Annotated in this window: 20 protein-coding genes, 1 pseudogene and 3 riboswitches; of the genes and pseudogenes, 14 read left to right on the top strand and 7 right to left on the bottom strand. The window is 37.9% G+C overall.

Annotation, left to right across the window (positions count from 1 at the left end; genetic code table 11):
- Positions 1–79 precede the first annotated feature (79 nt).
- Positions 80–292, top strand: coding sequence for a helix-turn-helix transcriptional regulator (locus OZX56_RS08715; protein ID WP_277139618.1), 213 nt, complete (start codon positions 80–82; stop codon positions 290–292).
- On the top strand, positions 289–711 hold the full coding sequence (locus tag OZX56_RS08710) for a hypothetical protein (protein ID WP_277139617.1): 423 nt from the start codon (positions 289–291) through the stop codon (positions 709–711). The genes OZX56_RS08715 and OZX56_RS08710 overlap by 4 nt, the downstream gene beginning before the upstream one ends.
- 60 nt (positions 712–771) lie before the next feature.
- On the opposite strand, the gene thiE is transcribed toward OZX56_RS08710, so the two are convergent.
- The 3 genes from thiE to thiM are packed head-to-tail and all read right to left on the bottom strand — an operon-like array spanning position 772 to position 3,050.
- Positions 772–1,428: a thiamine phosphate synthase gene (thiE, locus tag OZX56_RS08705; RefSeq protein WP_277139616.1), complete on the bottom strand. Its 657-nt coding sequence runs from the start codon at positions 1,426–1,428 to the stop codon at positions 772–774.
- A 9-nt stretch (positions 1,429–1,437) separates the two neighbouring features.
- Positions 1,438–2,247, bottom strand: a complete 810-nt coding sequence (gene thiD / locus OZX56_RS08700) for a bifunctional hydroxymethylpyrimidine kinase/phosphomethylpyrimidine kinase (RefSeq protein WP_277139615.1) — start codon at positions 2,245–2,247, stop codon at positions 1,438–1,440.
- A gap of 14 nt (positions 2,248–2,261) precedes the next feature.
- Positions 2,262–3,050, bottom strand: a complete 789-nt coding sequence (gene thiM / locus OZX56_RS08695; RefSeq protein WP_277139614.1) for a hydroxyethylthiazole kinase — start codon at positions 3,048–3,050, stop codon at positions 2,262–2,264.
- Positions 3,051–3,111: 61 nt separating this feature from the next.
- Positions 3,112–3,200: riboswitch (TPP riboswitch) on the bottom strand.
- A 149-nt stretch (positions 3,201–3,349) separates the two neighbouring features.
- On the opposite strand from thiM, the gene OZX56_RS08690 reads away from it, so the two are divergent.
- Entirely contained in the window at positions 3,350–3,721 is a 372-nt protein-coding gene (locus OZX56_RS08690) for a pyridoxamine 5'-phosphate oxidase family protein (protein ID WP_277139613.1), read from the top strand.
- Positions 3,722–3,767: 46 nt separating this feature from the next.
- Here the strand turns inward: OZX56_RS08690 and OZX56_RS08685 are convergent, their stop codons facing one another.
- Positions 3,768–4,517 (bottom strand): amino acid ABC transporter ATP-binding protein, encoded by a 750-nt coding sequence (locus tag OZX56_RS08685; RefSeq protein WP_277139612.1) that lies wholly within the window; start codon positions 4,515–4,517, stop codon positions 3,768–3,770.
- Positions 4,517–6,136 carry an ABC transporter substrate-binding protein/permease gene (locus tag OZX56_RS08680; protein ID WP_277139611.1) on the bottom strand — a complete coding sequence of 540 codons (1,620 nt, stop codon included), beginning with the start codon at positions 6,134–6,136 and terminating at the stop codon, positions 4,517–4,519. The genes OZX56_RS08685 and OZX56_RS08680 overlap by 1 nt, the downstream gene beginning before the upstream one ends.
- A gap of 115 nt (positions 6,137–6,251) precedes the next feature.
- A riboswitch (Lysine riboswitch) is annotated at positions 6,252–6,427 on the bottom strand.
- A 110-nt stretch (positions 6,428–6,537) separates the two neighbouring features.
- Here OZX56_RS08680 and OZX56_RS08675 point away from each other — a divergent pair.
- A complete protein-coding gene (locus tag OZX56_RS08675) occupies positions 6,538–7,002 on the top strand; it encodes a YbhB/YbcL family Raf kinase inhibitor-like protein (protein WP_277139610.1) in 465 nt (154 codons plus the stop codon).
- A gap of 8 nt (positions 7,003–7,010) precedes the next feature.
- On the opposite strand, the gene OZX56_RS08670 is transcribed toward OZX56_RS08675, so the two are convergent.
- Both OZX56_RS08670 and OZX56_RS08665 read right to left on the bottom strand, forming a co-directional pair.
- On the bottom strand, positions 7,011–8,168 hold the full coding sequence (locus OZX56_RS08670; protein ID WP_277139609.1) for an ArgE/DapE family deacylase: 1,158 nt from the start codon (positions 8,166–8,168) through the stop codon (positions 7,011–7,013).
- A gap of 18 nt (positions 8,169–8,186) precedes the next feature.
- Positions 8,187–9,806, bottom strand: a complete 1,620-nt coding sequence (locus tag OZX56_RS08665) for an ABC transporter substrate-binding protein/permease (protein ID WP_277139608.1) — start codon at positions 9,804–9,806, stop codon at positions 8,187–8,189.
- A 117-nt stretch (positions 9,807–9,923) separates the two neighbouring features.
- A riboswitch (Lysine riboswitch) is annotated at positions 9,924–10,101 on the bottom strand.
- A 1,230-nt stretch (positions 10,102–11,331) separates the two neighbouring features.
- Between OZX56_RS08665 and cas3 the strand changes: the two genes are divergently transcribed.
- From cas3 to OZX56_RS08615, 10 genes and pseudogenes are all read left to right on the top strand, one after another.
- Positions 11,332–14,097, top strand: a complete 2,766-nt coding sequence (gene cas3, locus OZX56_RS08660) for a CRISPR-associated helicase Cas3' (protein ID WP_277139607.1) — start codon at positions 11,332–11,334, stop codon at positions 14,095–14,097.
- On the top strand, positions 14,078–15,781 hold the full coding sequence (locus OZX56_RS08655; protein ID WP_277139606.1) for a type I-E CRISPR-associated protein Cse1/CasA: 1,704 nt from the start codon (positions 14,078–14,080) through the stop codon (positions 15,779–15,781). The genes cas3 and OZX56_RS08655 overlap by 20 nt, the downstream gene beginning before the upstream one ends.
- A gap of 29 nt (positions 15,782–15,810) precedes the next feature.
- A complete protein-coding gene (casB, locus tag OZX56_RS08650; protein WP_277139605.1) occupies positions 15,811–16,455 on the top strand; it encodes a type I-E CRISPR-associated protein Cse2/CasB in 645 nt (214 codons plus the stop codon).
- The gene (gene cas7e / locus OZX56_RS08645) at positions 16,448–17,536 is read left to right on the top strand and encodes a type I-E CRISPR-associated protein Cas7/Cse4/CasC (protein ID WP_277139604.1); all 1,089 of its coding nucleotides are present in this window, start codon (positions 16,448–16,450) and stop codon (positions 17,534–17,536) included. The genes casB and cas7e overlap by 8 nt, the downstream gene beginning before the upstream one ends.
- Positions 17,517–18,227, top strand: coding sequence for a type I-E CRISPR-associated protein Cas5/CasD (cas5e, locus tag OZX56_RS08640; protein WP_277139603.1), 711 nt, complete (start codon positions 17,517–17,519; stop codon positions 18,225–18,227). The genes cas7e and cas5e overlap by 20 nt, the downstream gene beginning before the upstream one ends.
- A gap of 12 nt (positions 18,228–18,239) precedes the next feature.
- Complete coding sequence (cas6e, locus tag OZX56_RS08635) at positions 18,240–18,911, top strand: type I-E CRISPR-associated protein Cas6/Cse3/CasE (RefSeq protein WP_277139602.1); 672 nt, start codon at positions 18,240–18,242, stop codon at positions 18,909–18,911.
- Positions 18,908–19,861, top strand: a pseudogene (cas1e, locus tag OZX56_RS08630) (type I-E CRISPR-associated endonuclease Cas1e). The gene cas6e and the pseudogene cas1e overlap by 4 nt, the downstream one beginning before the upstream one ends.
- Positions 19,858–20,754 carry a type I-E CRISPR-associated endoribonuclease Cas2e gene (cas2e, locus tag OZX56_RS08625; protein ID WP_277139601.1) on the top strand — a complete coding sequence of 299 codons (897 nt, stop codon included), beginning with the start codon at positions 19,858–19,860 and terminating at the stop codon, positions 20,752–20,754. Before cas1e ends, cas2e begins: the two are co-directional and overlap by 4 nt.
- 390 nt (positions 20,755–21,144) lie before the next feature.
- Positions 21,145–21,435, top strand: coding sequence for a type II toxin-antitoxin system HicB family antitoxin (locus OZX56_RS08620; RefSeq protein ID WP_277139600.1), 291 nt, complete (start codon positions 21,145–21,147; stop codon positions 21,433–21,435).
- A 137-nt stretch (positions 21,436–21,572) separates the two neighbouring features.
- Positions 21,573–21,716: a type II toxin-antitoxin system RelE/ParE family toxin gene (locus OZX56_RS08615; protein ID WP_277139599.1), complete on the top strand. Its 144-nt coding sequence runs from the start codon at positions 21,573–21,575 to the stop codon at positions 21,714–21,716.
- Positions 21,717–21,730: the final 14 nt, after the last annotated feature.

The raw sequence follows: 21,730 nt of genomic DNA, 5'->3' as shown, positions 1-21,730 counted from the left end.
CATTATATAACTTGACTTTTTATTTCGATTTTTATAGCATGAAGTGAGCTTCATATATGTGATTAAATAAGGTGAAACGATGCCAAATTTAGTAAAAAAATTACGATTAGAACATAATCTAACTCAAGAAGAATTGGCAGAAAAGGTTAATGTGAGTAGTCGGACGATTATTTCGATTGAAAAAGAAAGATATAAGCCATCGTTAGTGTTGGCATATAAACTTGCTCGTATTTTCAAGCTTAGCATTGAAGAACTCTTTTGCTTACAGGATTATTTGGGAGAAGAAAAATGAGGAAGAAACTAATTAAAAGTGCTATTTGCGAAGTATTCTTTTTATTACTGGGCTTAATCGAACTAGCAGCCATCTTTTTTAGTGATGGCTGGGCTCATCAGCTAAAAAATTTTATTTTAGCGGCGCTTGGTTTCTTCATGGCCCTTGGCTATCATATTAACGCCCAAGATATTAAAAAGGGCCACAGAGATGAGTTTGAAGATGATGAACGTGATCGATATGTTGGTAACGTAGCCGATGCGCGTGTACTCAAGTGGCTGGATAATATTGTGTTGATAGTGGCTGTTATCTTTGCTTTGTTATATGCTAATTTCAAAGTCGAAGCATTTACAGTAATAGTTACTATGTCAATTTTTTATTGGAATGTCAGCCTGATTTTACAAATTATTTTTGGAATCATTGAAGATCGAAAAAATTAATTCGTTTAATTAAAAAAACTTCCAGAAGTAATCAACAACTGGAAGTTTTTATGTTTTGCATTACTTGTGCCAAGGCGCATTGTTCATTGTGGCAACAGTTTTGGCAATATTATTACTTTGGGCAATCATTGAAATAACGGCTGCACCAGCTGCACCAGTCTGGGCAATGGCAGGCAGCTCCGTTTCTTTAATACCGCCAATTGCCACAATTGGTCGGGTACTCTTATTGACTAGCGTGGCTAAACCAGCAATGCCAATTTCTGGATCAGCATCACTTTTGGATTTAGTGGCAAAGATGGGGCCGCTACCGTAATAATCGATGTCAGCAATTTGGTTAGCTTGCTTAATTTGAGTGGAGTTGGAACAAGAATAGCCGATTAGCATCTGCCCGGCTACTTCAGCAACTACCTGCTCGATTGCAGTATCACTTTGACCGACATGAATTCCTTCTGCATTAACTTTTTTAGCTAATGCAAGATCGTCATCTATAAAGAATGGTACTTGATATGCCTGACAAAGCTCATGCAAATGTTGGGCCATTGGTAAACGATCAGTTTCCTTTAAGGTCGAATTAGTACCTTTATCACGAAACTGAAAGGCAGTGATGCCGGATTTTAATGCCGTTTCAACTATCTTAATTAGACTTTGTCCTTGTGGAATATCTTGACTGCCACAAATAAAATAGGCTTGTAAAATGTTAGAATTAAACTTTTTCATGAAATACTCCTAAAATTGCTTGGCCCAATGATTAAGTGGGCCATGATCGTGGCCTACTTGGATCGTGTGCTCGATGGTTGCTGTGACATACTTCTTGGCTATTTTAATTGCATTAGTTAGGTCTTGGCCTAAGGCTAACTGGGAAGTAATGGCAGCAGCTAGGGTATCACCAGTTCCGTGAGTGCGCTTGGTATGGGTGCGCTTGCTACTAGTCCAAAAGCTAGTACCGTCTGCCAGCAAAGTATAGTCACGCACATCTTCATTGTCCATGTGACCGCCCTTGATGATGACGTTCTTAACGCCCATGTCTTGTAAAGTATGGGCTACATCAGGATATTGTTGTTCACTAGTGATTTTCATCCCAGTTAAAACTTCTGCTTCGGGTAAGTTAGGGGTTACTAGAGTGGCTAATGGCAATAGTTCTTTTTTGACTGTTTCAACAGCTTCATCGCTGAGCAATTGGGCACCGCCTTTGGCTACCATTACTGGATCAACAGTAACTGGGCCGAAGTCGTATTTTTGTAAGTTTACTGCAACTTGGTGAACATGTTCGGCATCGCCTAGCATACCAGTTTTGCAGGCGCGAATATCTAAATCATCAGCTAAGGCCGCACACTGTGCGTCAATCATTTCTAATGGTAAGAGGTGGGTAGCTTGTACGCCTAAAGTATTTTGAGCAGTAACGGCTACAATTACCGCGGTGCCAAAAACTTGCTGCATTTGAAAGGTTTTTAAGTCGGCCATAACACCTGCCCCGCCACTTGAATCTGTACCTGCAATCGTTAGTACTTGGGGAAATGAATTAATTTTTTCTACCATAATATTTGCCTTTCTTAATCAAATTTAGCAATTTTTACTAGGTCGGGAACCTGCACTTTAGCTAAAGCATCAATTAATTTAATGCCAAAAGTTCCGGGTCCGAGATCGGGTTGTTGGTTAACTAGTAATTCTCCCGTGGCAGCAAAAACTAGTGTAGCAGTCTCGGCTGCTTCAAAGAGGTTGTCACATACCGCCGCAAAAGCTGCAACAATGCTAGATAGCATGTCACCAGAACCAACGTGGGCTTGGAAGAGTGGGCTACCATTATAAACGTGAGCGACTTGTTGTCCGTCACTAATGGTATCGACGGCACCGCTAGTAATGACTACACAGTGATATTTTTGAGCAACTTGTTTGGTGATTTCGTCTAAGTCTCCTGTACCAGAACCGGCATCGATGCCCTTAGCTTGCCAATTAAAGTTGCCCAAGGCGGCAATTTCGCCAGCATTGCCGCGGATAATATTTACTTGAAATTCTTTTAGCAGTTGTTCTGCAGCTTCAAGACGATAATTAACGGCACCAACGGCAACTGGATCCAGTACAATTGGTTTTTGCTGTTGCTCAGCCAATTGTCCCATTTTTTGCATGTGAGCAAGTTCTGTTTGCGTCATAGTACCTAAGTTGATCTGCACTGCATTAGCCATCTTGACCATTTCGGCAGTCTCATTAATTTCTTTACTCATAATTGGTGAAGCTCCCAGTGCATTTAAACCATTGGCAACGTCTTGGACGGTTACAAAGTTGCTTTCATTTAAAATAACTGGGTTAGCTACCCGTAATTGCTCTAATAATTCTAATTGCATAATATTTCTCTCCGTTAAATTCGGTAATAATAAAAAGCCTTGGCACGTTGGGTGCCAAAGCTCAATTAGAGTGACACGTTCCTAGCGTAAGTGTTAACTTACAGGTTCAAAGGGTTTAATCTCAGCTTATCAGCACCCCTCGTGTTGTTGCCATCATTATAGCGGCTTTTGGTAGAGAATACAATAATAATCTCATTTAAATAAGATTAGTCTGATCATGCCAGGAGCTAATAAATTGAAAGTAGTTAAATTTAGCACTAAGCTAGGAATACATTTTTATTAAGCAAAGGGGATTACAAATGGATCAGAAATTTTTAGAAGTAATGAAGCATGAGGGCCCGGCGACGATTATTGCCCTTAACGCCCAGCCAGCGGGAATCGTTAATACTTGGATGTCATACATTACAATTGATCAGGAAGATAACCAGCTATATTTACCAGCAGCTGGAATGCATAGCATCGAAGCTGATTTTGCTGAAGATAATCATGTAGTAATTACAGTTGGTAGTAAGGAAGTTGAGGGGACAGCAGGCCCCGGTGCTGGCTTTTACATTTATGGTACAGGTGAGTTCTATGCTGAGGGCAAACATTATGACCAATTAAAAGCTAAATTTCCTTGGCTAAGAAAAATTCTTGAGGTAAAGATTGACCGCATTGAACAAAAAATCTAGCTAACTTAAAAAGCATCCTAATTCAATAAGGATGCTTTTTTGATGCTTAATTATTTTGGAAATTACGCAAAAACTTGGTAGTTTTGTCATTTTGAGGATGATTAAAGAGCTGGTCAGGGCTGCCTTCTTCTGTGATGATACCGTCGCTGATGAACAAGACTTGATCGGCTACGTCGCGGGCAAAGGCCATTTCGTGGGTTACGATAATCATCGTTAAACCTGTTGTGGCTAAGTTCTTCATTACACTTAAAACTTCGCCAACCATCTCGGGATCAAGAGCAGAAGTTGGCTCATCAAATAATAAAATCTCAGGATCCATGGAAATGGCTCGGGCGATGGCTACTCGTTGTTGCTGACCGCCGGATAATTGGTTGGGTCTAGCATCAACGTATTCTGCCATGCCGACTTTTTCCAAATTAGCTAAGGCAATTTTCTTAGCCTCTTCTTTTGATCTTTTAAGGACTAACTCTTGACCTACCATGCAATTAGCTAAGACATTTTTATTTTCAAATAAATCAAATTGTTGGAAAACCATGCCAACTTTAGCCCGATAAATGTTGCGATTATAGTCTTCTGCTAGGACATTTTTGCCGTGAAAATCGATTTCACCAGCACTCGGCTCCTCTAGTAAGTTGATGCACCGCAAGGTAGTTGATTTACCACCGCCGGAAGGGCCGATAATCGTTGCGATTTCGCCTTTATTGATGTCAAAGGAGATATCACGTAGCACTTCATGATTGCCGAAAGACTTCTTAATATGCTTTAAACTTAAAATGGTTTCGTTTGCTTGTGTCATTATTTCTTGACCTCTGTTTCATTATTAGTTCCGACCTGCACTTGATTAGCCATTAGATTATAGTTCTTGCTTCCTGCCAAGCGTTTTTCAATCAAGTTGAAAATTCTGGTAATTGTGAACGTTAAGATTAGGTAAATGGCTGAAATGGTTAGGTAAGTTGGGAAGAACTTGAAAGTTTGACTGGCAATTGTGGTACCAACGAAGAATAACTCAGAAACAGAAATGATACTCAAGACTGAGGTATCCTTGATGTTAACGATAAATTCATTGGTAATTGATGGTAAACAATTCTTGATTGCTTGCGGTAAAATAATGTGCCACATTCTTTGGTTGTGTGTCATTCCCAGTGCACTAGCAGCTTCGAATTGTCCCTCAGGTGTAGAAGTAATCCCACCGCGAATAATCTCAGCTAAGTAGGCACCAGTATTAATAGAAACAATAATTAATGCGGCAACTGTTCGGTCAATGCTCAGGTGCCAAAATTGGGCGATACCATAGTAGATAACGGCAGCTTGCACCATCATTGGAGTACCCCGAAAGATTTCGATATAGACTGCAAGTAGCCAGTCAATAAATTTTAATCCCCATCTTTTTGGTCGTGACTTTGGAGTGGGGATAGTTCTAATGATACCAACTAATAGACCGATGAAGAAGCCAGCAATGGTTCCGACTGAAGCTAGTAGCAAGGTCATGCCAATTCCGTTTAGAATCATGCCACCGTATTCTTGCCACATGGAGACGAACCAGTTTGTGTGTTTCCCTTTCTTGGAAGACTTATCACTCTTAGGCTGCTGTTTAACGGCCTCATTCATCAACTTGTTTCTTTTAGCTTCTGGGATAGTTGCTAAAACGCGGTTAACGTCTTTGAGCAGCTTTTTATTAGGCTTAGCAATCCCAATCGAAGTAATTGATTCGTCTTTAGTTGCGTGGAAACCAGCCATTTTACTAACAGCGATTGCCTTAATATCAGGATCGACTAGCTTGAAAGAGGTCGATTCAGTGTCTTCTGCTACATAGCCATCAATGGTTCCAGAGATTAGACTTTGCCGCATAGCTGCGAAGTCACGCATTGCTGGTTGCCTTTTAGCACCCTTTAATTGTTTGATTAATTGGTAGTGGAAGGTTCCTTGCTGTGCCGTTAACTTGGCGCCTTTAAAGTCGTTTAAACTTTTAGCGTTAGCATATTTACTGTTGACTTTAGTAATTACGACGAAAGTACTGCGCTTATATGGCTTAGAAAAATTAATCGCTTTTTCACGTTGTGGAGTTGGACTCATGCCGGCAATGATCAAGTCAGCTTTACCACTAGTTAAAGCGGGCAAAAGACCGTCCCATTCGGTTTTAACCACTTCAACTTTGCGGTGTAATTGTTTACCGATGATTTTTGCAATTTTGACATCATAACCGTTAGCATAAGCACTTGAACCATTGATAGGTACTGCACCATTAGCCTTGGTGGTTTGGGTCCAGTTGTAAGGCTGGTAATTTGCCTCCATGGCCACCTTCAAGGTATTAGCGTCTTTTTTAGCTGCAGTTTGACTAATGTTACTGTTCAAACCAATTGCTAAACTTAGTAGTCCGGCAAGTAAGACTGCTAACCACTTATTTTTTGACTTCACTTTGAAAACCTCCGTAAATAGTTTCAAACGTAAGCCAATACAATAAAAAAAGCGTAAATAAAAACCTCGTCATCTAAGCCAGACAACGAGGTAATAATCAATCATTATTATAGATAAATCAGATAGCGCTCCCCGGGGAAAACCGGGACAGTCCGCAAGATATGCTCTTGCGTCCCAACGAAAACATTGCAGCAAATAATCTTTTCGTTTCGGCGACAATTCTTACATTAGCCTTCTTCGTGTTTGCTCACTCAGACTAAATTCGTAATTGACGCGACCTCTATTGCATTGGAAATTATTTAATTAATGAAAATAATAGTTGAGAAAATCAGCTTTGTCAATCTTTTTCTTTAAAAAAGCATTATAATGAGCCTTGAAAGTGGAAACTTAGGAGAATACTAATGAATAAATTATTATTTACTTGTTCAGCAATTGGTTCTGATCATCGTTTTAAATTACTTAATACCAAATTGGGACAAAACGAATCACCTGAATTTATCCTCAAAAATTTAGATCCACATGCTAAAAGCATTGCAATTATTTTAGAGGATTTAAGTCATCCATTGATTCATAATTTTACCCATTGGGTAATTTGGAATATACCAGCAACAACAATTATTGCAGGTAAGATACCTGCTGGCAAAAGAGTCGCAAATATTAAAGCGGTACAGGGACGAGCATATGGTTGGCATCAGTATGCAGGTCCCAAGCCGCCACGTGGCCAAAAACATGATTATCGATTTACTGTCTATTCTTTAGCAGAATATTTGGATTTATCCACTAGTGCTAATAAGCATCAATTTTTCAAGGCAAGTCAGGGTAAAATTATTCAAGCAGGGCAGTTAACTGGTAGTTTTAAACGATGAATAATTATTTATTTAGTCAAATATTTTCTGGCAAATCTTTCATAAAATTCGCAAGCTGATAAGTATTCTGCAACATCAACGTATTCGTTAACTTTGTGTGCTGAAGCATTACCAGGTCCCGCTACTAGCATAACTGGTGGGGTAGGACTCTGGCTAAATTTAGAAGCATCAGTTGTACCTGATTCAGTTACTAGTTTGACGCGATGACCAACAATGTCACTCATCATTTCTTGGGCGGCTAAGAGATACTCGTTATGTTTATCTCCCATGACGGGCTCACCGAGGTAATCGTATTGCAGCGTAAATTGGTGTCGCGGCAATTGATTTATTTCATTTAGAACGTCTGTTAAAACTGCCTGAATATCTGCGACGGTGTATAACGGATTGATCCGAATATTTCCCCGAGCAGTGACTTTGCTGGGCATATTGTTAATCTGGTCACCACCAGAAATCATGGTGATATTGTGGATTACTGGCCCCATTTTTGGATCAACGCGTGGTAAATTTCTTAATTTTTGATTCGCCAAGTTGATAAAATCATACATATTATCAATGGCATTTAAGACGCCAACTTGATCAGTCCTGGCAACTGCACCTTGAGAAGTGACAGTATAGTCAATATCGCCGTTGCTAGCATAGGAGATGTTGAGATCGGTGGTATCTTCGCCGATAATTAAGACATCTAAATCGTCGACATAGCCTTGTTTAGTTAATTCCTCTGAACCCCATTGACCAGTTTCTTCACCAACTGACATTAACAACCGTAATTCACCGCTTAAAGGTACGTTTTCTTCAAGTAAAGTTAGCAGAGTACTGATCATTCCCGCTAGTCCGCTCTTCATGTCGGTAGTGCCGCGTCCGTAGATTTTAGTATCATGGTCGTATAATTTCCCAGAAAAAGGGTCGTCATGCCAAGCAGAAGGATTGCCTAAATTGACCACGTCCATATGTCCGGAAAAGCCTAACTTGAACTTACCACCCGTTGGACCAATTGAAATTACCGCACTTTCACGGTCTCCTTGATAAGGAATCCGAGTGAACCGAACACGTTCGCCATAGGGGGTAAACAGGCTGGCTACGTAGTCAACGACCTGCTTTTCATGGTCATCAATCGTAGGGATTTGGATTAAGTGCTGTAATAACTTGATTTGTTGTTGCTGATTCATTTTGGTTACTCCTCTTAATTAATTATGTGATTGGGTTTGGCCAACTTGGACTTGGTTAGCCATTAGATTGTAATTTTGCTTACCATTAAGGTGCTTTTCAATTAAATTAAAAATTCTGGTAATAGTGAAGGTCAGGATTAAGTAGATGGCTGAAATGGTGAGGTAGGTCGGGAAGAACTTAAAGGTCTGGCTGGCAATGGTGGAACCAACGAAAAATAGCTCGGAAACAGAAATGATACTCAAAACAGAAGTATCTTTGATATTAACGATAAATTCGTTGGTAATTGACGGCAAGCAATTTTTAATAGCTTGTGGCAAGATAATATGCCACATCTTTTGGCTATGAGTCATGCCCAAGGCACTAGCGGCTTCAAATTGTCCTTGCGGAGTAGAAGTGATACCGCCGCGAATAATTTCGGCTAGATAGGCTCCAGTATTAATGGAAACAATCAGTAGTGCTGCCACTGTTCGGTCAATATTTAAATGCCAAAACTGTGCAATGCCATAATAGATTACTGCTGCCTGAACCATCATCGGCGTACCACGGAAAACTTCAATGTAAACGGCTAGTAGCCAGTCAAGCAATTTTAGGCCCCATCTTTTAGACCGCTTTTTGGGTATCGGAATGGTTCTAATGATACCGACAAGCAGACCGATGAAGAAGCCGGCGATTGTGCCAACTGCTGCCAGCAGTAAGGTCATGCCAATGCCGTTGATGAGCATACCGCCGTACTGGTCAAGCATTGCAATTAGCCAATTTGTCTGCTTGGACGATTGGCCCTTTTTAGCATGGGTGGTTTTAGGTTGCTCCTTGATAGCGGCTGTCATTAGCTTTTTTCGTTTAGTGGTTGAAATAGTTGCGAGAACTTGATTGACTTCTTTGCGTAATTTTTGATTATTCTTTGCGACGCCAATGCAAGATACCATTTGATCCTGCGTAAGGTGAAAACCTTTCATATTATTTAGCGGCACTGCTTTGATATCTGGATCAACTAATTTAAAAGAAATGGCTTCTGTTGAATCTGCAATATAACCGTCGATGGTACCAGAGATTAGACTTTGACGCATTGCGGAAAAATCACGCATAGGTGGCTGCTTTTTAGCGCCCTTTAACTGGTTAATCAGCTTGTAGTGAAAGGTACCTTGTTGCGAAGTTAGCTTGGCGCCTTTAAAATCGGTCAGCTTTTTGGCTTTAGCATAAGGATTATTGACTTTAGTAATTACCACAAAGGTACCGCTCCAATATGGCTTGGAGAAATCAATTGCTTTGGCTCTTTGCGGCGTAGGACTCATACCCGCAATAATTAGGTCAGCTTTGCCACTGGTTAAAGCTGGCAAGAGACCGTCCCACTCGGTTTTGGCGACTATCACTTTGCGATGCAATTTTTTACCGATGATCTTAGCAACTTTGACATCATAGCCATTAGCATAAGTATTGGAACCCTCGATTGGAACGGCGCCATTAGCACTGGTTGTTTGTGTCCAATTGTTTGGTGAATAATTGGCTTCCATTGCTACGGTCAGGGTATTGCTATCCCTTTTAGCAGCCATAGTTTGTGTGCTAGTCGCCATGGCCCCACATATTATGCTGAAAATAACTGCAATCATTGCAATTAACCCATTATTTTTTGACTTCATTTTGAAAACCTCCGAAAAAATTCTTTCAAATAAAGCCAATACAATAAAAAAGCGTAAAATAAAAACCTCATTGTAGTACAACTACAATGAGGTAATAATCATTCATTAACTTTAGATAAATCAGATAGCGCTCCCCACGATTTGATACGTGGGACAGTCTGCAAGATATGCTCTTGCAGCCCAACGAAAAGTTTACGCAAATCCTTTTCGTTTCGGCGACAATTCTAAACTTAGTCATCATAGCTTTGCGTCAGCTCAGACTAAGTTCGTAATTATCGCGACCTCTATTGCATTGGAAATTATTTAATTAATATGAATCATAGATTAGAATTAACCTTTTGTCAATTTTATTTTAAAAGGATTATATGAGCCCAGGATGGTATTATTGATAAAGTTAAATTGGTCGCTATTTATAATTGGTATACCCGTAAATGTGTAATAAAATTCATGTATAATAAATTATATACAAAACTGGTATGTAGCATTTGTACAAATAATTTAGAATTATTAAATGTTGGAACTGATGATTATGAGTAAACAAATGATTAATGTGCTAGCTACTACTATTTATCTGATTTTATCAATCTGTGTAATAATCTTTCAGCCGATTAATGAAAACTTCAATTTTGTTTTCTTAGCTATCTTGACGATACTACTTTCTTGTTTTAGAAGATTAAGTAAAAAATATTTTAAGCAGTAGTGCTTAGAAAATACCAAGTAAGGTAAAAATAAGCAAAGGTCTAAAGGGCAATGATAAAAGTTCATTACCAACAAAAAATGCCACTAATATATCCACTGATAGAGCTTGACAAAATAAAATTATGGATATACAATGGCTGATACAAAAACAAGATATTGCTTAAAAGAATTTTATAAAAAGGGGGGCGGAAGATAATGTTTAATAAAACAGCTTTTTTAATTTTAGGAATGTGTTTCTTGCTGATGCAAGTGAATTCTTTTTTCTTTTTAAAATTACTTATACAATTGCTTAAATAGCTATAAAAATAGGATATTGGTATTGTATGAAAAAATTAAAGCTTATTTAATAAGCTGATTTTTATATTTTATAGTTATATTTTTAAGGCTATTAACGTTTTACTTAAAAGATATTTATATCTAACGAACTCTAATTTTATTAAAAATTAAGACGCTAAACTATACAAACAAGTTTATTTAAGCACGCTATATCAAAGAAGTCCACTACTAGACTTTTTAAAATTTGTTGACATATTATTAAAAAAGTTTATCTACTTAGAACACTATGGTACAGTTAACTACGTATTCCTTACTTAAGTGAGGGTGCTCCTAAGATTTTGGTAAAACCATGAGATTAGGAAGTGGTGTTCCCTACGGAAGTGGGGCTAAGTATAAATTATATTTTAATCTTATTTCGAAATAGGGATGAAGGCTGTTTTGCTTCATCTCTATTATTTTATAGATATTTAACTATAAGTCTATAAAAGCGATTGCATATTTCTTTGTTCTGCTTTAATATTTAAATCATATATAAGAAGAAAGAAAAATAATGATAAAATTATCTGACGAATCCACAGCCCTTTGGGCTAAGAAAAATACTGAAGATGGTCAGCAACTATGGCTGCCACTAATTGCTCATTTAACTGATACCCAGGAAGTCATCAAATGGCTATATAATAACTGGCTGAGCGATAGTCAAAGGGACTTCTTAAAGCAGAATTTATCTGATGAAGAAGTACATAAATTGGTTAAGTTTTTAGGTTTTGTTCATGATCTAGGCAAAGCTACCCCAGCATTTCAGATTAAAAAGTCACATAACAATGATAAAGATCTTGATGAAAAATTACTTGATAAATTAGCTATGCATGGTTTTAGTCAAATAAATGAATTGAATTTAGAATCTAGTTCACAGTCTCCGCATAATGTGGCAGGTGAGGCATTGCTACTAAAATTTAAGGTACCCGAAAATATAGCAGCATTAATTGGCGGACATCATGGTAAACCTTTGAACCATTCCCCTATAACTGATATTTGTCATCATGAAACTAATTATTGGCAGAGTACCAATAATCAGCATATAAAACATGTTTGGCAAAAAGTGCAAAAAGAGCTTTTTGAATATGGTTTGAACTCTTCGGGTTATAAAGATGTGTCGGAATTACCTAAGCGTATTACGCAACCTGAAGCAGTAATACTAGAGGGCCTCATTATTATGGCAGATTGGCTTGCCTCCACTGAATATATGAACAATAATAAAAATGAGCCATTATTTCCATTAATCGATCTTGATAAATCATGGGATAGTATATCTTCTGAAGAACGTTTGAAAAAAGCTATTAAGAATTGGAAACTGAATGATTATTGGGAGCCCCAAAAGATTGATAAGATTAAAGATCCGTATGATGATCGTTGGGAATATAAGGCACGCCCAGTGCAGAAGAAAATGACTGAAACAATTGGGCAGGCATATGACCCTGGAATGATTATTATTGAAGCACCAATGGGGATAGGAAAAACAGAGATTGCATTAATCGCGGTTGAGCAACTAGCTTATATTAGTGGACAAAATGGCTTATTCATGGGTTTACCAACTCAAGCAACTAGTAATGCAATGTTTAATCGAGTTGAATATTGGCTAAATAAGCTGGCAAAATCTCAAGAAAACAAATTTTCATTTAAATTAATGCATAGTAAGGCTCAATTTAATGAAGATGTTCAAAAATTACCTAAGGCAGAAAATATTGAAGCTGATGCAGGTGCAGTTGTTGTAAATGATTGGTTTTCTGGTAAAAAAACCATTTTGAATGAATTCACAATAGGTACAATTGATAATCTACTTTCAATGGGGTTAAAGCAAAAGCATTTATTTTTAAAGCATTTAGGCTTAAGCGGCAAAGTTATTGTTATTGATGAAGTTCATGCATATGATGCTTATATGAGTCAGTATTTATATAAAGTAATAAAATGGCTGGGAGCTTATAAAGTGTCTATTATTATTTTATCTGCTACACTTCCACAGTCGAAAAGAGAGATGCTAATTAATCAGTATTTACGTGGAAAATATCATAAAAAGCCTGAGAAGGTTCTTAATGCACCAGATAATTGGCAAAAGAATCAGGCATATCCTCTTCTTAGCATCCTAGATGGTTGTGAATTAAAACAAGTTTCAGATTTTCCTGGTCAAAGCGATCAAAAGCCGCAAGAGTTGCAAGTCAAGCGACTCAACTTAGCTGATGAAGACTTGATTGACAACATTATGACTAAGATTGATGGTGGCGGTGTTGCAGGGCTCATTGTCAATACCGTTAAGCGTGCACAAGCACTTGCCAAGCTAGTTGCTGAGCAAGATGTAGAATTAATGGTTTTGCATTCATCCTTTTTAGCTCCGGATCGGACTGAACAGGAAAAGAAATTGCAAGGTGCGATTGGCAAGGAAGGCAAGCGGCCTGAAAAGTTAGTGGTAATCGGCACTCAAGTTTTGGAACAATCGCTGGATATTGATTTTGATGTTTTGTATACCGATATTGCGCCAATGGACTTGTTACTGCAGCGTGCAGGAAGATTGCACCGTCATAATATTTCCCGACCTGAAACGTTACAGCAGCCGCAACTATATGTAATGGGAATCAACGATTTTGGAGATTATGGTGATGCTAATGAAGCCGTTTATCACAAATATTTATTGATAAAGACTGATTACTTCTTGCAAGATAAGATTGCATTACCTGATGATATTTCCCGGCTTGTGCAAAAGGTCTATGGTTCAGAAACCGATGAAGAAATCGACGGGATTGCTGCAGCTAAAACTGATTTTGATAATTATGTAGAAACTGAAGAAGATAAAGCTGGGGAATTCCAAATCTGTGATCCTCAGTATAAAAAATCAATTCATAGGTGGTTAAGTAACGATAAAAAAGGGGCTGATGTTAGTGAACAGAGGGCTAGTGCGGCAGTGCGCGATATTAAAGAGACTCTTGAAGTTATTTTGCTTAAGCATACTACGAAAGGTGACTTTTTATTAGATGGTCGCAATATAGAACAAGTTCCTGCTCAAGAAATTGCTCAGCAACTCATTAGGCTGCCAACAGCAATCACACCAAACCCAGAGAAAATTATTTCGGCAATTGAGAAATTAGAACGTCGTACTTGTAAATATTATTCAGATTGGCAAGATAATGTCTGGCTGAGAGGAGCATTGGTCTTGCAACTAGATAGCAACTTATCAACTGTATTTGATATTTGGAATATTCAATATTCTAAACAGTTAGGACTAATTTATTCAAAGGAGGATGATCATGACGGAAAAAACATTTAATTTAACTACCCAACCTTGGATTAAAGTAATTAACGCTGATACTAATCGGGAACAAAAAGTTTCGTTAATTGAGTTATTTGAAAACGCCCAGGATTATCGTCAGCTAGCTGGCGAAATGCGTATACAGGATTTTGCAATTTTGCGTTTGTTATTAGCGATTTTAACAACCGTGTATTCTCGATTTGATGCAAATAATCAACCATATGAAGACCTGAAAGTTGACCCAATATCAATGCAAATAACTTCGGATATTGATGAAGAAGAGGAAGAGGATTTTGACGAAAACTTATTAGCAACGTGGCAACAGTTATACTCTAAAGGATCTTTTTCTGAAATTGTAGTTAAGTATTTGCAACAGTATGAAGATAGGTTTGACTTTTTTGGTAGTCATCCTTTTTATCAAGTTACTAGGAATGAATACAACGAATTAGTTCCAGACAATTGTAATGTTAAGACGGGCAAAGGTAGAGTTGCAATTAAGCAAATTAATCGCCAAGTTTCTGAAAGTAATAACTCACCTGCAATTTTTGCACCACGTGCTGGCCAGGCAAAAAATATTGTAGAATTAGATGAATTGATTCGCTGGATAATTACTTATCAAAATTATGCTGGTGTAACAGATAAAACCAGAATCAAAGCAGATGAAAAATTTTCTTCTTCTCCAGGTTGGCTTTATAAATTAAATCCAGTTTTTGCTAAAGGAGAAACTTTATTTGAAACTTTAATGTTGAACCTGATTTTAGTAAATGGGAAATATGCACCTCAAAAGCCTATTTGGGAATATCAAAACGTTCAAGAGTATATTGCTGTACGAAAAAAGAAAATCTTGCCAAATAATATTTCTGAACTATATACGGCATGGTCACGTATTTTGCATATTGAATGGGATGAATTGGAACAACCAACTATTTTTAGCGCGGGAATTCCGATGTTTGATAGTATGAATGCTAAAGTTGAACCAATGACCATTTGGAAGGGAGATAGAGAAAGTAATATCAAGCCATCAACTAGAGGTTTGAAGTCACTGGGAAATGCAATGTGGCGTAAATTTAGTAATTACGTGAGTGTTAATGGGATATCTGACGATATTGAACCAGGAGTTGTTTGTTGGTTGAGAAACTTAAAAGATGAAGGAATAATTGCATCTGATAAAAATATAACGCTTGCTTCAATTGATTTACTAGATGATGGTAATTCATCATCGCAGTTACCAGCAGCTGAACTGTATGATGATATGAGTATTGAAGCCGATGTTATGTTCGATACTAGCGGCGAAAACTGTTGGCCAGCAATAATTGAAGAAATGATTAAAAAAAATCAGGTAATTGGTAATGTTTATTGGCAATTTCTTAAAGCAATTTGTGAACTTCGTGGGCTTAGTAATCAGTCATTTGCAAATAAAGCGAGTGAAGAATTTTATTATGGACTCAATGAACCATTTAAAACTTGGTTAGCAAAGTTATCTAATGAAGAAGATAGTGATCAAGCAATTACTTCATGGAAGAGATGGCTTAAAAAGTATGCATTAGGTAAAGCCCGTAGTATTTTGGATACAAGCACTCCAAGAGATATTACTGGTAGAAGAATTGAAAAAAATGGTGTTAAAAAATTAAGAAATGTTGTTACAGCATACAATTACTTTTGCTTTAAGGTCAACCAAGACTTAGAAATTAACGAAAAGTAGAGAAGTATTAAAGAAGGGGTGATACATCAATGAAATATAATAATGCAGTAGCAAAAAATACTTTTGTAATTATTAAAAAAATTTATAATGGTGGTGATTTAAACAAGAGTGCCTTGGCTGCTTTTAGAGAATCTCCATCAGTCATAAGTCATCATGCTCAACAAATATGGCCAATCTTATTGAAAGAGTTATCTAAAGACATGCTTAGTACAAATGGTGAACCATCAGCGGCTGAAAGAGCCATTTTTACTGCTATTAAACTTTATGCAATTTATCAAAAAGGCGAGGATAGATTTGTTTGTAGCGACTATTCTGAGTCTAAAGAAAAAGCTGAATCTAAAGAAGAAAAAAAGCAAAGATATGGAATACCACTTTTTTATGCCTTTGCTAATTTGAAAGCAGATGAACAAATTGAAGAAGCATTAGATCGTCGAGTCCAGTCCTTGCTATCTTCACCAGTTATTACTAGTGTAGTTAATTCAATGACGCAATTGGTAAGAATTTTAAAGTCCAAGGATTCAACTCAAGTGATTGACTTTCCAAGGATTGCACAAGATTTATATGACTTTCAGCAAAGCTATTATCGGGCTAATGAAGTACATCTTTATTGGGCGGAACAATATTTTTCAAAAAATAATGTAGTTAAAGAAACAGAGGAGAAAAACAATGACTAACAAAAATCTATATCTTGATCTAAATGTATTACAGACTGTACCTTCATCTAATCTTAATCGTGATGATACTGGCGCTCCTAAAACAGCTATGTATGGAGGGGCAATACGTTCACGAGTCTCTTCTCAAAGCTGGAAAAAGGCTATGCGCGACTTTTTTAGAGAAGAAAGTATTGCAACAGGCACTAGAACTAAAGAAATAGCTAAATTTTTGGCTCAAAAAATTATGAATTTAGATAATTCATTAAATGAAAAAAAAGCTATGGACAAGTCTGCTACAATATTGAAGGCAGCCGGAATTAAGGCTAATAAAAAAGATAATAAAACTAATGCCTTGTTATTAGTAAGTCCTGGTCAAATTGAAAAGTTAGCTCAATATGCACTTGCTCATGATACTTTCGATGATAAAGATGATAAAAAAGAGATCAAGACTATTTTGCAAGAAGATAATTCGTTAGATTTGGCACTTTTTGGGCGGATGGTAGCAGATAATCCAGAACTTAATGTGGATGCATCAGCGCAGGTAGCTCATGCGATTTCAACTCATGAAATTGTGCCAGAATATGACTATTTTACAGCTCTTGATGATTTACAACCTGATGATAATGCTGGTGCTGCAATGCTTGGAACAATTGAATATAATTCTTCCACGTTGTATCGTTATGCCAATGTTAACGTTAAAGATTTAGCTAAAAACCTGGGTGACAACGATGCAGTGGCAAGTATTGCCGACTTTATTAAGGCATTCGTACTTTCTATGCCAACTGGTAAACAGAATACCTTTGCTAACAAGACGTTACCGAGTTATGTGATGTTAACGATACGGACAGATACCCCGGTAAACCTAGTTTCTGCTTTTGAACAGCCGGTTACGACTAAGGGTGGTTATGTTCAGAAATCGATCGAAAATTTGGAAACTGAATATAATGAAGCCAATCAAATGGTAGAACAACCGGTGTTAAATGTGGTTTTAACTAATAAAGCCACTGAACTTACCAATCAGACTAATAATTTATCTGATTTGATTGAACAAGTTACTACGGCTTTGACAAAGGCACTGCAAGATGAAGACACTAACGATTAGACTAACTGCACCTTTGCAGTCATATGGTAATGAAGCTACATTTGAGAGGCGTACAACTGGAGATTATCCTTCCAAAAGCGCGGTGATTGGCATGATTGCCGCTGCATTTGGTTTAAGTCGCGAAGATCCACAAGTTATCCAATTAAATAATTTGGCATTTGCCGTGCGAATTGATCAAAGAGGCAGTATACTGAGTGATTTTCAAACAGTTGAATGGAAAAAAGGTAAGCCGAGGAAACTTTCATATCGTAACTATCTTCAGGATGCCGTCTTTATAGTGGCAATTGGTAGTGATGAAGAAACGATTGATAAAATAGAGTTTGCGCTAAAGCATCCACGTTACCAACTATTTTTGGGTCGTCGTGCTAATGTTCCAGCTGGTATCTTAAAAATGCAAAATTTTGCTAATGAAGATCCAGTGTCGGTATTGCAAAAGCTAGATTGGCAAGCTTCTGAGTGGTACATGAAAAAGAATAGGCGAGAAGCTCAGATCCGTGTGGAACTAATCGCTGATGCCAGCTTATTACCGGAAGTTGCGGATAATCGCTGTGAAATGGTCAAGGATCAGGTGATTTCCTTTAGTCAAGAAAATCGCCAGCATGGTTTTCGTAAAGTTGCTATTAAGCAGCTTAAGTTGCTTAATCCACTTTTTCAGGCTGATACAGAACATGATCCTATTAGTATTCTTTAGAAAGGAGCGCATATGTATCTATCAAGAGTAGAAATTGATACCGATAATCGGCAGAAGATCAAAGACCTAGTGAACTTGGCAGCTTATCATAATTGGGTGGAGCAGAGTTTTCCTGAGGAAATTGCTGTAGGCGAACGTCGCCGTCACTTATGGCGAATTGACCAGCTAAATGGTCGTCAATATCTATTAGTTTTAAGCGAAAATCAGCCAGACAAGGATAAATTATTGCGCTATGGCAAAGGAGAAGTAACCATTAAGGATTACGATCACTTATTGAGTATCTTACATGAAGGTCAAGTGCTGCAGTTTCGCTTAACTGCTAATCCAACGCGAACTGTTAGCGTGCCTGGGAGTAAACAAGGGCGAGTTTTCCCTCATGTTACAGTTGAACAGCAGAGTAAGTGGCTAGCTGATCGTGCACCTAAAGCCGGCTTTCAATTAGAATTTGCCGAAAGTGAAAATGATGAGTCGCAGAATACCTCAAGTTTCAAGATTGTTAGTCGTGATTGGCCAATCCTCTCTAATCGCAAAAGTCGCAGGGTTAAACTTAGCCGGGTTTCTTATGAAGGAATTTTGCAAATAACCGATGTTGAGCAATTTAGGCAAACTTTGATGAATGGAATTGGTCGAGAAAAAGCCTTTGGTATGGGATTAATGACAGTTATTCCGGTGGCCAATCGATGAATAGAAAGTTTGGTGCGAAAAAGCCAGAATTATCTGAACTTAGTCGGGTTAAAGACCGCATAACTTTTCTTTACTTTGAACATGCAAAACTTAATCGGCAGGATAGTGCCCTTTTAATAACCGATAGTCGAGGAACAGCTTACGTTCCAGTGGCTATTGTCAGTGTTTTAATGCTAGGACCGGGTGTGGATGTCACGCACCGAGCAATGGAATTAATTGGGGATGCTGGTGTTAGCGTAATGTAGGTCGGTGAACAAGGTGTGCGGCAATATGCCCATGGCCGAGCTTTAAACCATTCTTCGCGATTACTTGAGGCACAAGCAAAACTAGTTTCTAATGAAAAGTCGCGAGTTGCAGTTGCTCGCAAAATGTATCAAATGCGGTTTGCGGATGAGGATGTTTCACGATTATCAATGCAAGAATTACGAGGTAAAGAAGGCAGCCGCGTAAGGAAGATTTATCGTGAGCAGTCGCAGCGGACGAATGTCTTGTGGACTAGACGCGAATATAATCATGAAAATTTTGAAGCTAGTACTCCAATTAATAAGGCTCTGACAGCAGCTCATCAAGCTTTATATGGCTTAAGTTACAGTGTCATTGTAGCTATGGGTGCTTCTGCTGGACTGGGATTTGTTCATACTGGGCATGATTTAGCCTTTGTCTACGACTTCGCCGATTTATATAAGGCTGAAGTGTCAATTCCAGTGGCGTTTGAAATTACCGCTAAGTATGAAAATGATCCAGATATTGCTAGTAGGACCCGTTTGGCAATGCGGGATGCGTTTCGGGATGGTAAATTATTAGTCCGAATGGTAGCCGACTTAAAAGATTTGCTAAATGTGACGGATCTGGAAACCGAAGTCGACGCAATCAATCTTTGGGATGATCAACAGGGACTGCAAAAGTTCGGTGTACAATATCATGAAATAACAGAAGATGACGAGCCATGATTGTAGTTACTTTAACTAAGGTGCCACAATCTCTTCGCGGAGACTTGACCAAATGGTATCAAGAAATTCAAACTGGTGTTTATGTTGGTAATGTAAGTGCCAAAATTCGTGATTTACTCTGGGGTCGAATTATTGAAAATATTGGTACTGGTGAAGCGACGATGGTCTACAATACGAATAATGAGCTGGGTTATCAAATAAAGACCACTCGTAGGCAGTTCCAAGTAGTCGATTTTGATGGAATTCCGTTAATGATGAGGTTGAATAACTCTGACGATGCAAGGCCGATTAAGCATGGTTTTAGTAACGCAGCTAAATTTCATCAGGCCAAATTGGCTATGAGAAAACCTAAAGTTGAGCGTTCTGCGCGAAGTAGTGCCCCAATAGTGTCACTTGATCTGGAAACTACTGGAACCAATTATGAAAATAATCAAATTATATCAATCGGAGCGGTCAAAAAAGGAGAAAATGATCAGCTTGACACTTTTTATAGATTAATTAAAATTGACGGTAAGGTACCAAAGAAGATAACAGCACTCACTGGTTTAACTACTGAAATGTTGTATAGGGATGGCGTGGACTTAAAAACTGCTATTACTGAACTAACAGAGTTTGTTAAGTCGGCAACCTTGGTTGGCTATAATTTTAAGTTTGATGAATTGTTCTTAATGTATGCTTGTAGGAAAGTAAAGCTACCTGAGTTAAATAATAAGACAGTAGATTTACTACCAGTGGCTAAAAAAGCTGATAGTTTTTTGGATAATTATCAGTTAGCAACGGTTTTGGAATCTTATGGGATTAAGAATTTGACACCGCATAACGCTTTATCTGATGCAAAGGCGACACTTGAGTTAGCAAACGAACTCATGAAAAAAGGGAGCTTGCGAATTTAAGAATGTTGATATGACTGGGATCTTTTACTGTGTTCCCCACGTATGTGGGGGTGATCCCAATACAGGCTGAGCTTCGGTTGAAATACTGGCGTGTTCCCCACGTATGTGGGGGTGATCCTAAAGATGGCGGCAAAATGGTAGATGACGATGCGTGTTCCCCACGCAAGTGGGGGTGATCCCATGTTCTCACGATGGCTTGATAAGCAAAATTTGTGTTCCCCACGCAAGTGGGGGTGATCCTGTGTCTTTGGTAAAGAAAAAGTTGAAAAAAATGTGTTCCCCACGCAAGTGGGGTTGATTACGTTTGATACTAGCATGTGTGTTAATAATAATTACAAATGAAATAAATTGCAGATGTAGGGAGACTAAAGCGAAAAGAAAGATAAAATTATGCAAGAAAAAGATCTATTAACTTATCCTGTAATTATTTGGCCAGCTGAAAAAGGCTACAATGTTTTTGTTCCGGATTTAGGAGAGAATGGCTTGGCAACACAAGGAAAAGATATAGATAATGCCATTTATATGGTGAGTGATTTAATTGGATGTATACTCTCCGAAACCACTGATTATCCAAAAGCAACGCCACTTGAAGAAGTTATAGTACCTGATGAAGTACCTAATGCTATAATTAGATTGGCTTCAATTAACATTAAGGACTATAGAAAACAAGTTACTAATTGAACAAAAGTAACTGCTAAATTTAAATGGTAATTTGCTAAACCAGGACTTAAAAAATTTAGTAAGTTGGATCAACAAGTATAAAAGCGAAGCATTACTTGGATTGATAAGCATCTTACTGGTACTGATAATCCACGATTGTGGGGCAGTCATTAGAAGGTAATCTACAAACATATTGGAAATATAGAGTAGGTAAATATCGAGTTTTAGCTGAAATTCATGATCAGGAATTTATTGTTTTGGTTATAAAAGTTGCTAATCGTAACGATGTTTACAAGGAGTGATTAGAGGTATATCT

It is taken from the genome of Lactobacillus sp. ESL0684 (assembly GCF_029392675.1).
Taxonomy (GTDB): Bacteria; Bacillota; Bacilli; order Lactobacillales; family Lactobacillaceae; genus Lactobacillus.
Note: the sequence above shows the minus strand (reverse complement) of the source record. Positions and strands in the feature narration are given on the sequence as shown.

What these genes read in the sequence shown, in the direction of transcription:
- OZX56_RS08690 (WP_277139613.1), top strand. Translation starts at nt 3,350, where the DNA reads ATGGATCAGAAATTTTTAGAAGTAATGAAGCATGAGGGCCCGGCGACG.
- cas3 (WP_277139607.1), top strand. Translation starts at nt 11,332, where the DNA reads ATGATAAAATTATCTGACGAATCCACAGCCCTTTGGGCTAAGAAAAAT.
- casB (WP_277139605.1), top strand. Translation starts at nt 15,811, where the DNA reads ATGAAATATAATAATGCAGTAGCAAAAAATACTTTTGTAATTATTAAA.
- cas5e (WP_277139603.1), top strand. Translation starts at nt 17,517, where the DNA reads ATGAAGACACTAACGATTAGACTAACTGCACCTTTGCAGTCATATGGT.
- OZX56_RS08685 (WP_277139612.1), bottom strand. Translation starts at nt 4,517, where the DNA reads ATGACACAAGCAAACGAAACCATTTTAAGTTTAAAGCATATTAAGAAG.
- OZX56_RS08670 (WP_277139609.1), bottom strand. Translation starts at nt 8,168, where the DNA reads ATGAATCAGCAACAACAAATCAAGTTATTACAGCACTTAATCCAAATC.
- OZX56_RS08710 (WP_277139617.1), top strand. Translation starts at nt 289, where the DNA reads ATGAGGAAGAAACTAATTAAAAGTGCTATTTGCGAAGTATTCTTTTTA.
- OZX56_RS08715 (WP_277139618.1), top strand. Translation starts at nt 80, where the DNA reads ATGCCAAATTTAGTAAAAAAATTACGATTAGAACATAATCTAACTCAA.
- OZX56_RS08675 (WP_277139610.1), top strand. Translation starts at nt 6,538, where the DNA reads ATGAATAAATTATTATTTACTTGTTCAGCAATTGGTTCTGATCATCGT.
- thiE (WP_277139616.1), bottom strand. Translation starts at nt 1,428, where the DNA reads ATGAAAAAGTTTAATTCTAACATTTTACAAGCCTATTTTATTTGTGGC.
- OZX56_RS08620 (WP_277139600.1), top strand. Translation starts at nt 21,145, where the DNA reads ATGCAAGAAAAAGATCTATTAACTTATCCTGTAATTATTTGGCCAGCT.
- OZX56_RS08655 (WP_277139606.1), top strand. Translation starts at nt 14,078, where the DNA reads ATGACGGAAAAAACATTTAATTTAACTACCCAACCTTGGATTAAAGTA.
- OZX56_RS08665 (WP_277139608.1), bottom strand. Translation starts at nt 9,806, where the DNA reads ATGAAGTCAAAAAATAATGGGTTAATTGCAATGATTGCAGTTATTTTC.
- cas7e (WP_277139604.1), top strand. Translation starts at nt 16,448, where the DNA reads ATGACTAACAAAAATCTATATCTTGATCTAAATGTATTACAGACTGTA.
- thiD (WP_277139615.1), bottom strand. Translation starts at nt 2,247, where the DNA reads ATGGTAGAAAAAATTAATTCATTTCCCCAAGTACTAACGATTGCAGGT.
- cas6e (WP_277139602.1), top strand. Translation starts at nt 18,240, where the DNA reads ATGTATCTATCAAGAGTAGAAATTGATACCGATAATCGGCAGAAGATC.
- thiM (WP_277139614.1), bottom strand. Translation starts at nt 3,050, where the DNA reads ATGCAATTAGAATTATTAGAGCAATTACGGGTAGCTAACCCAGTTATT.
- cas2e (WP_277139601.1), top strand. Translation starts at nt 19,858, where the DNA reads ATGATTGTAGTTACTTTAACTAAGGTGCCACAATCTCTTCGCGGAGAC.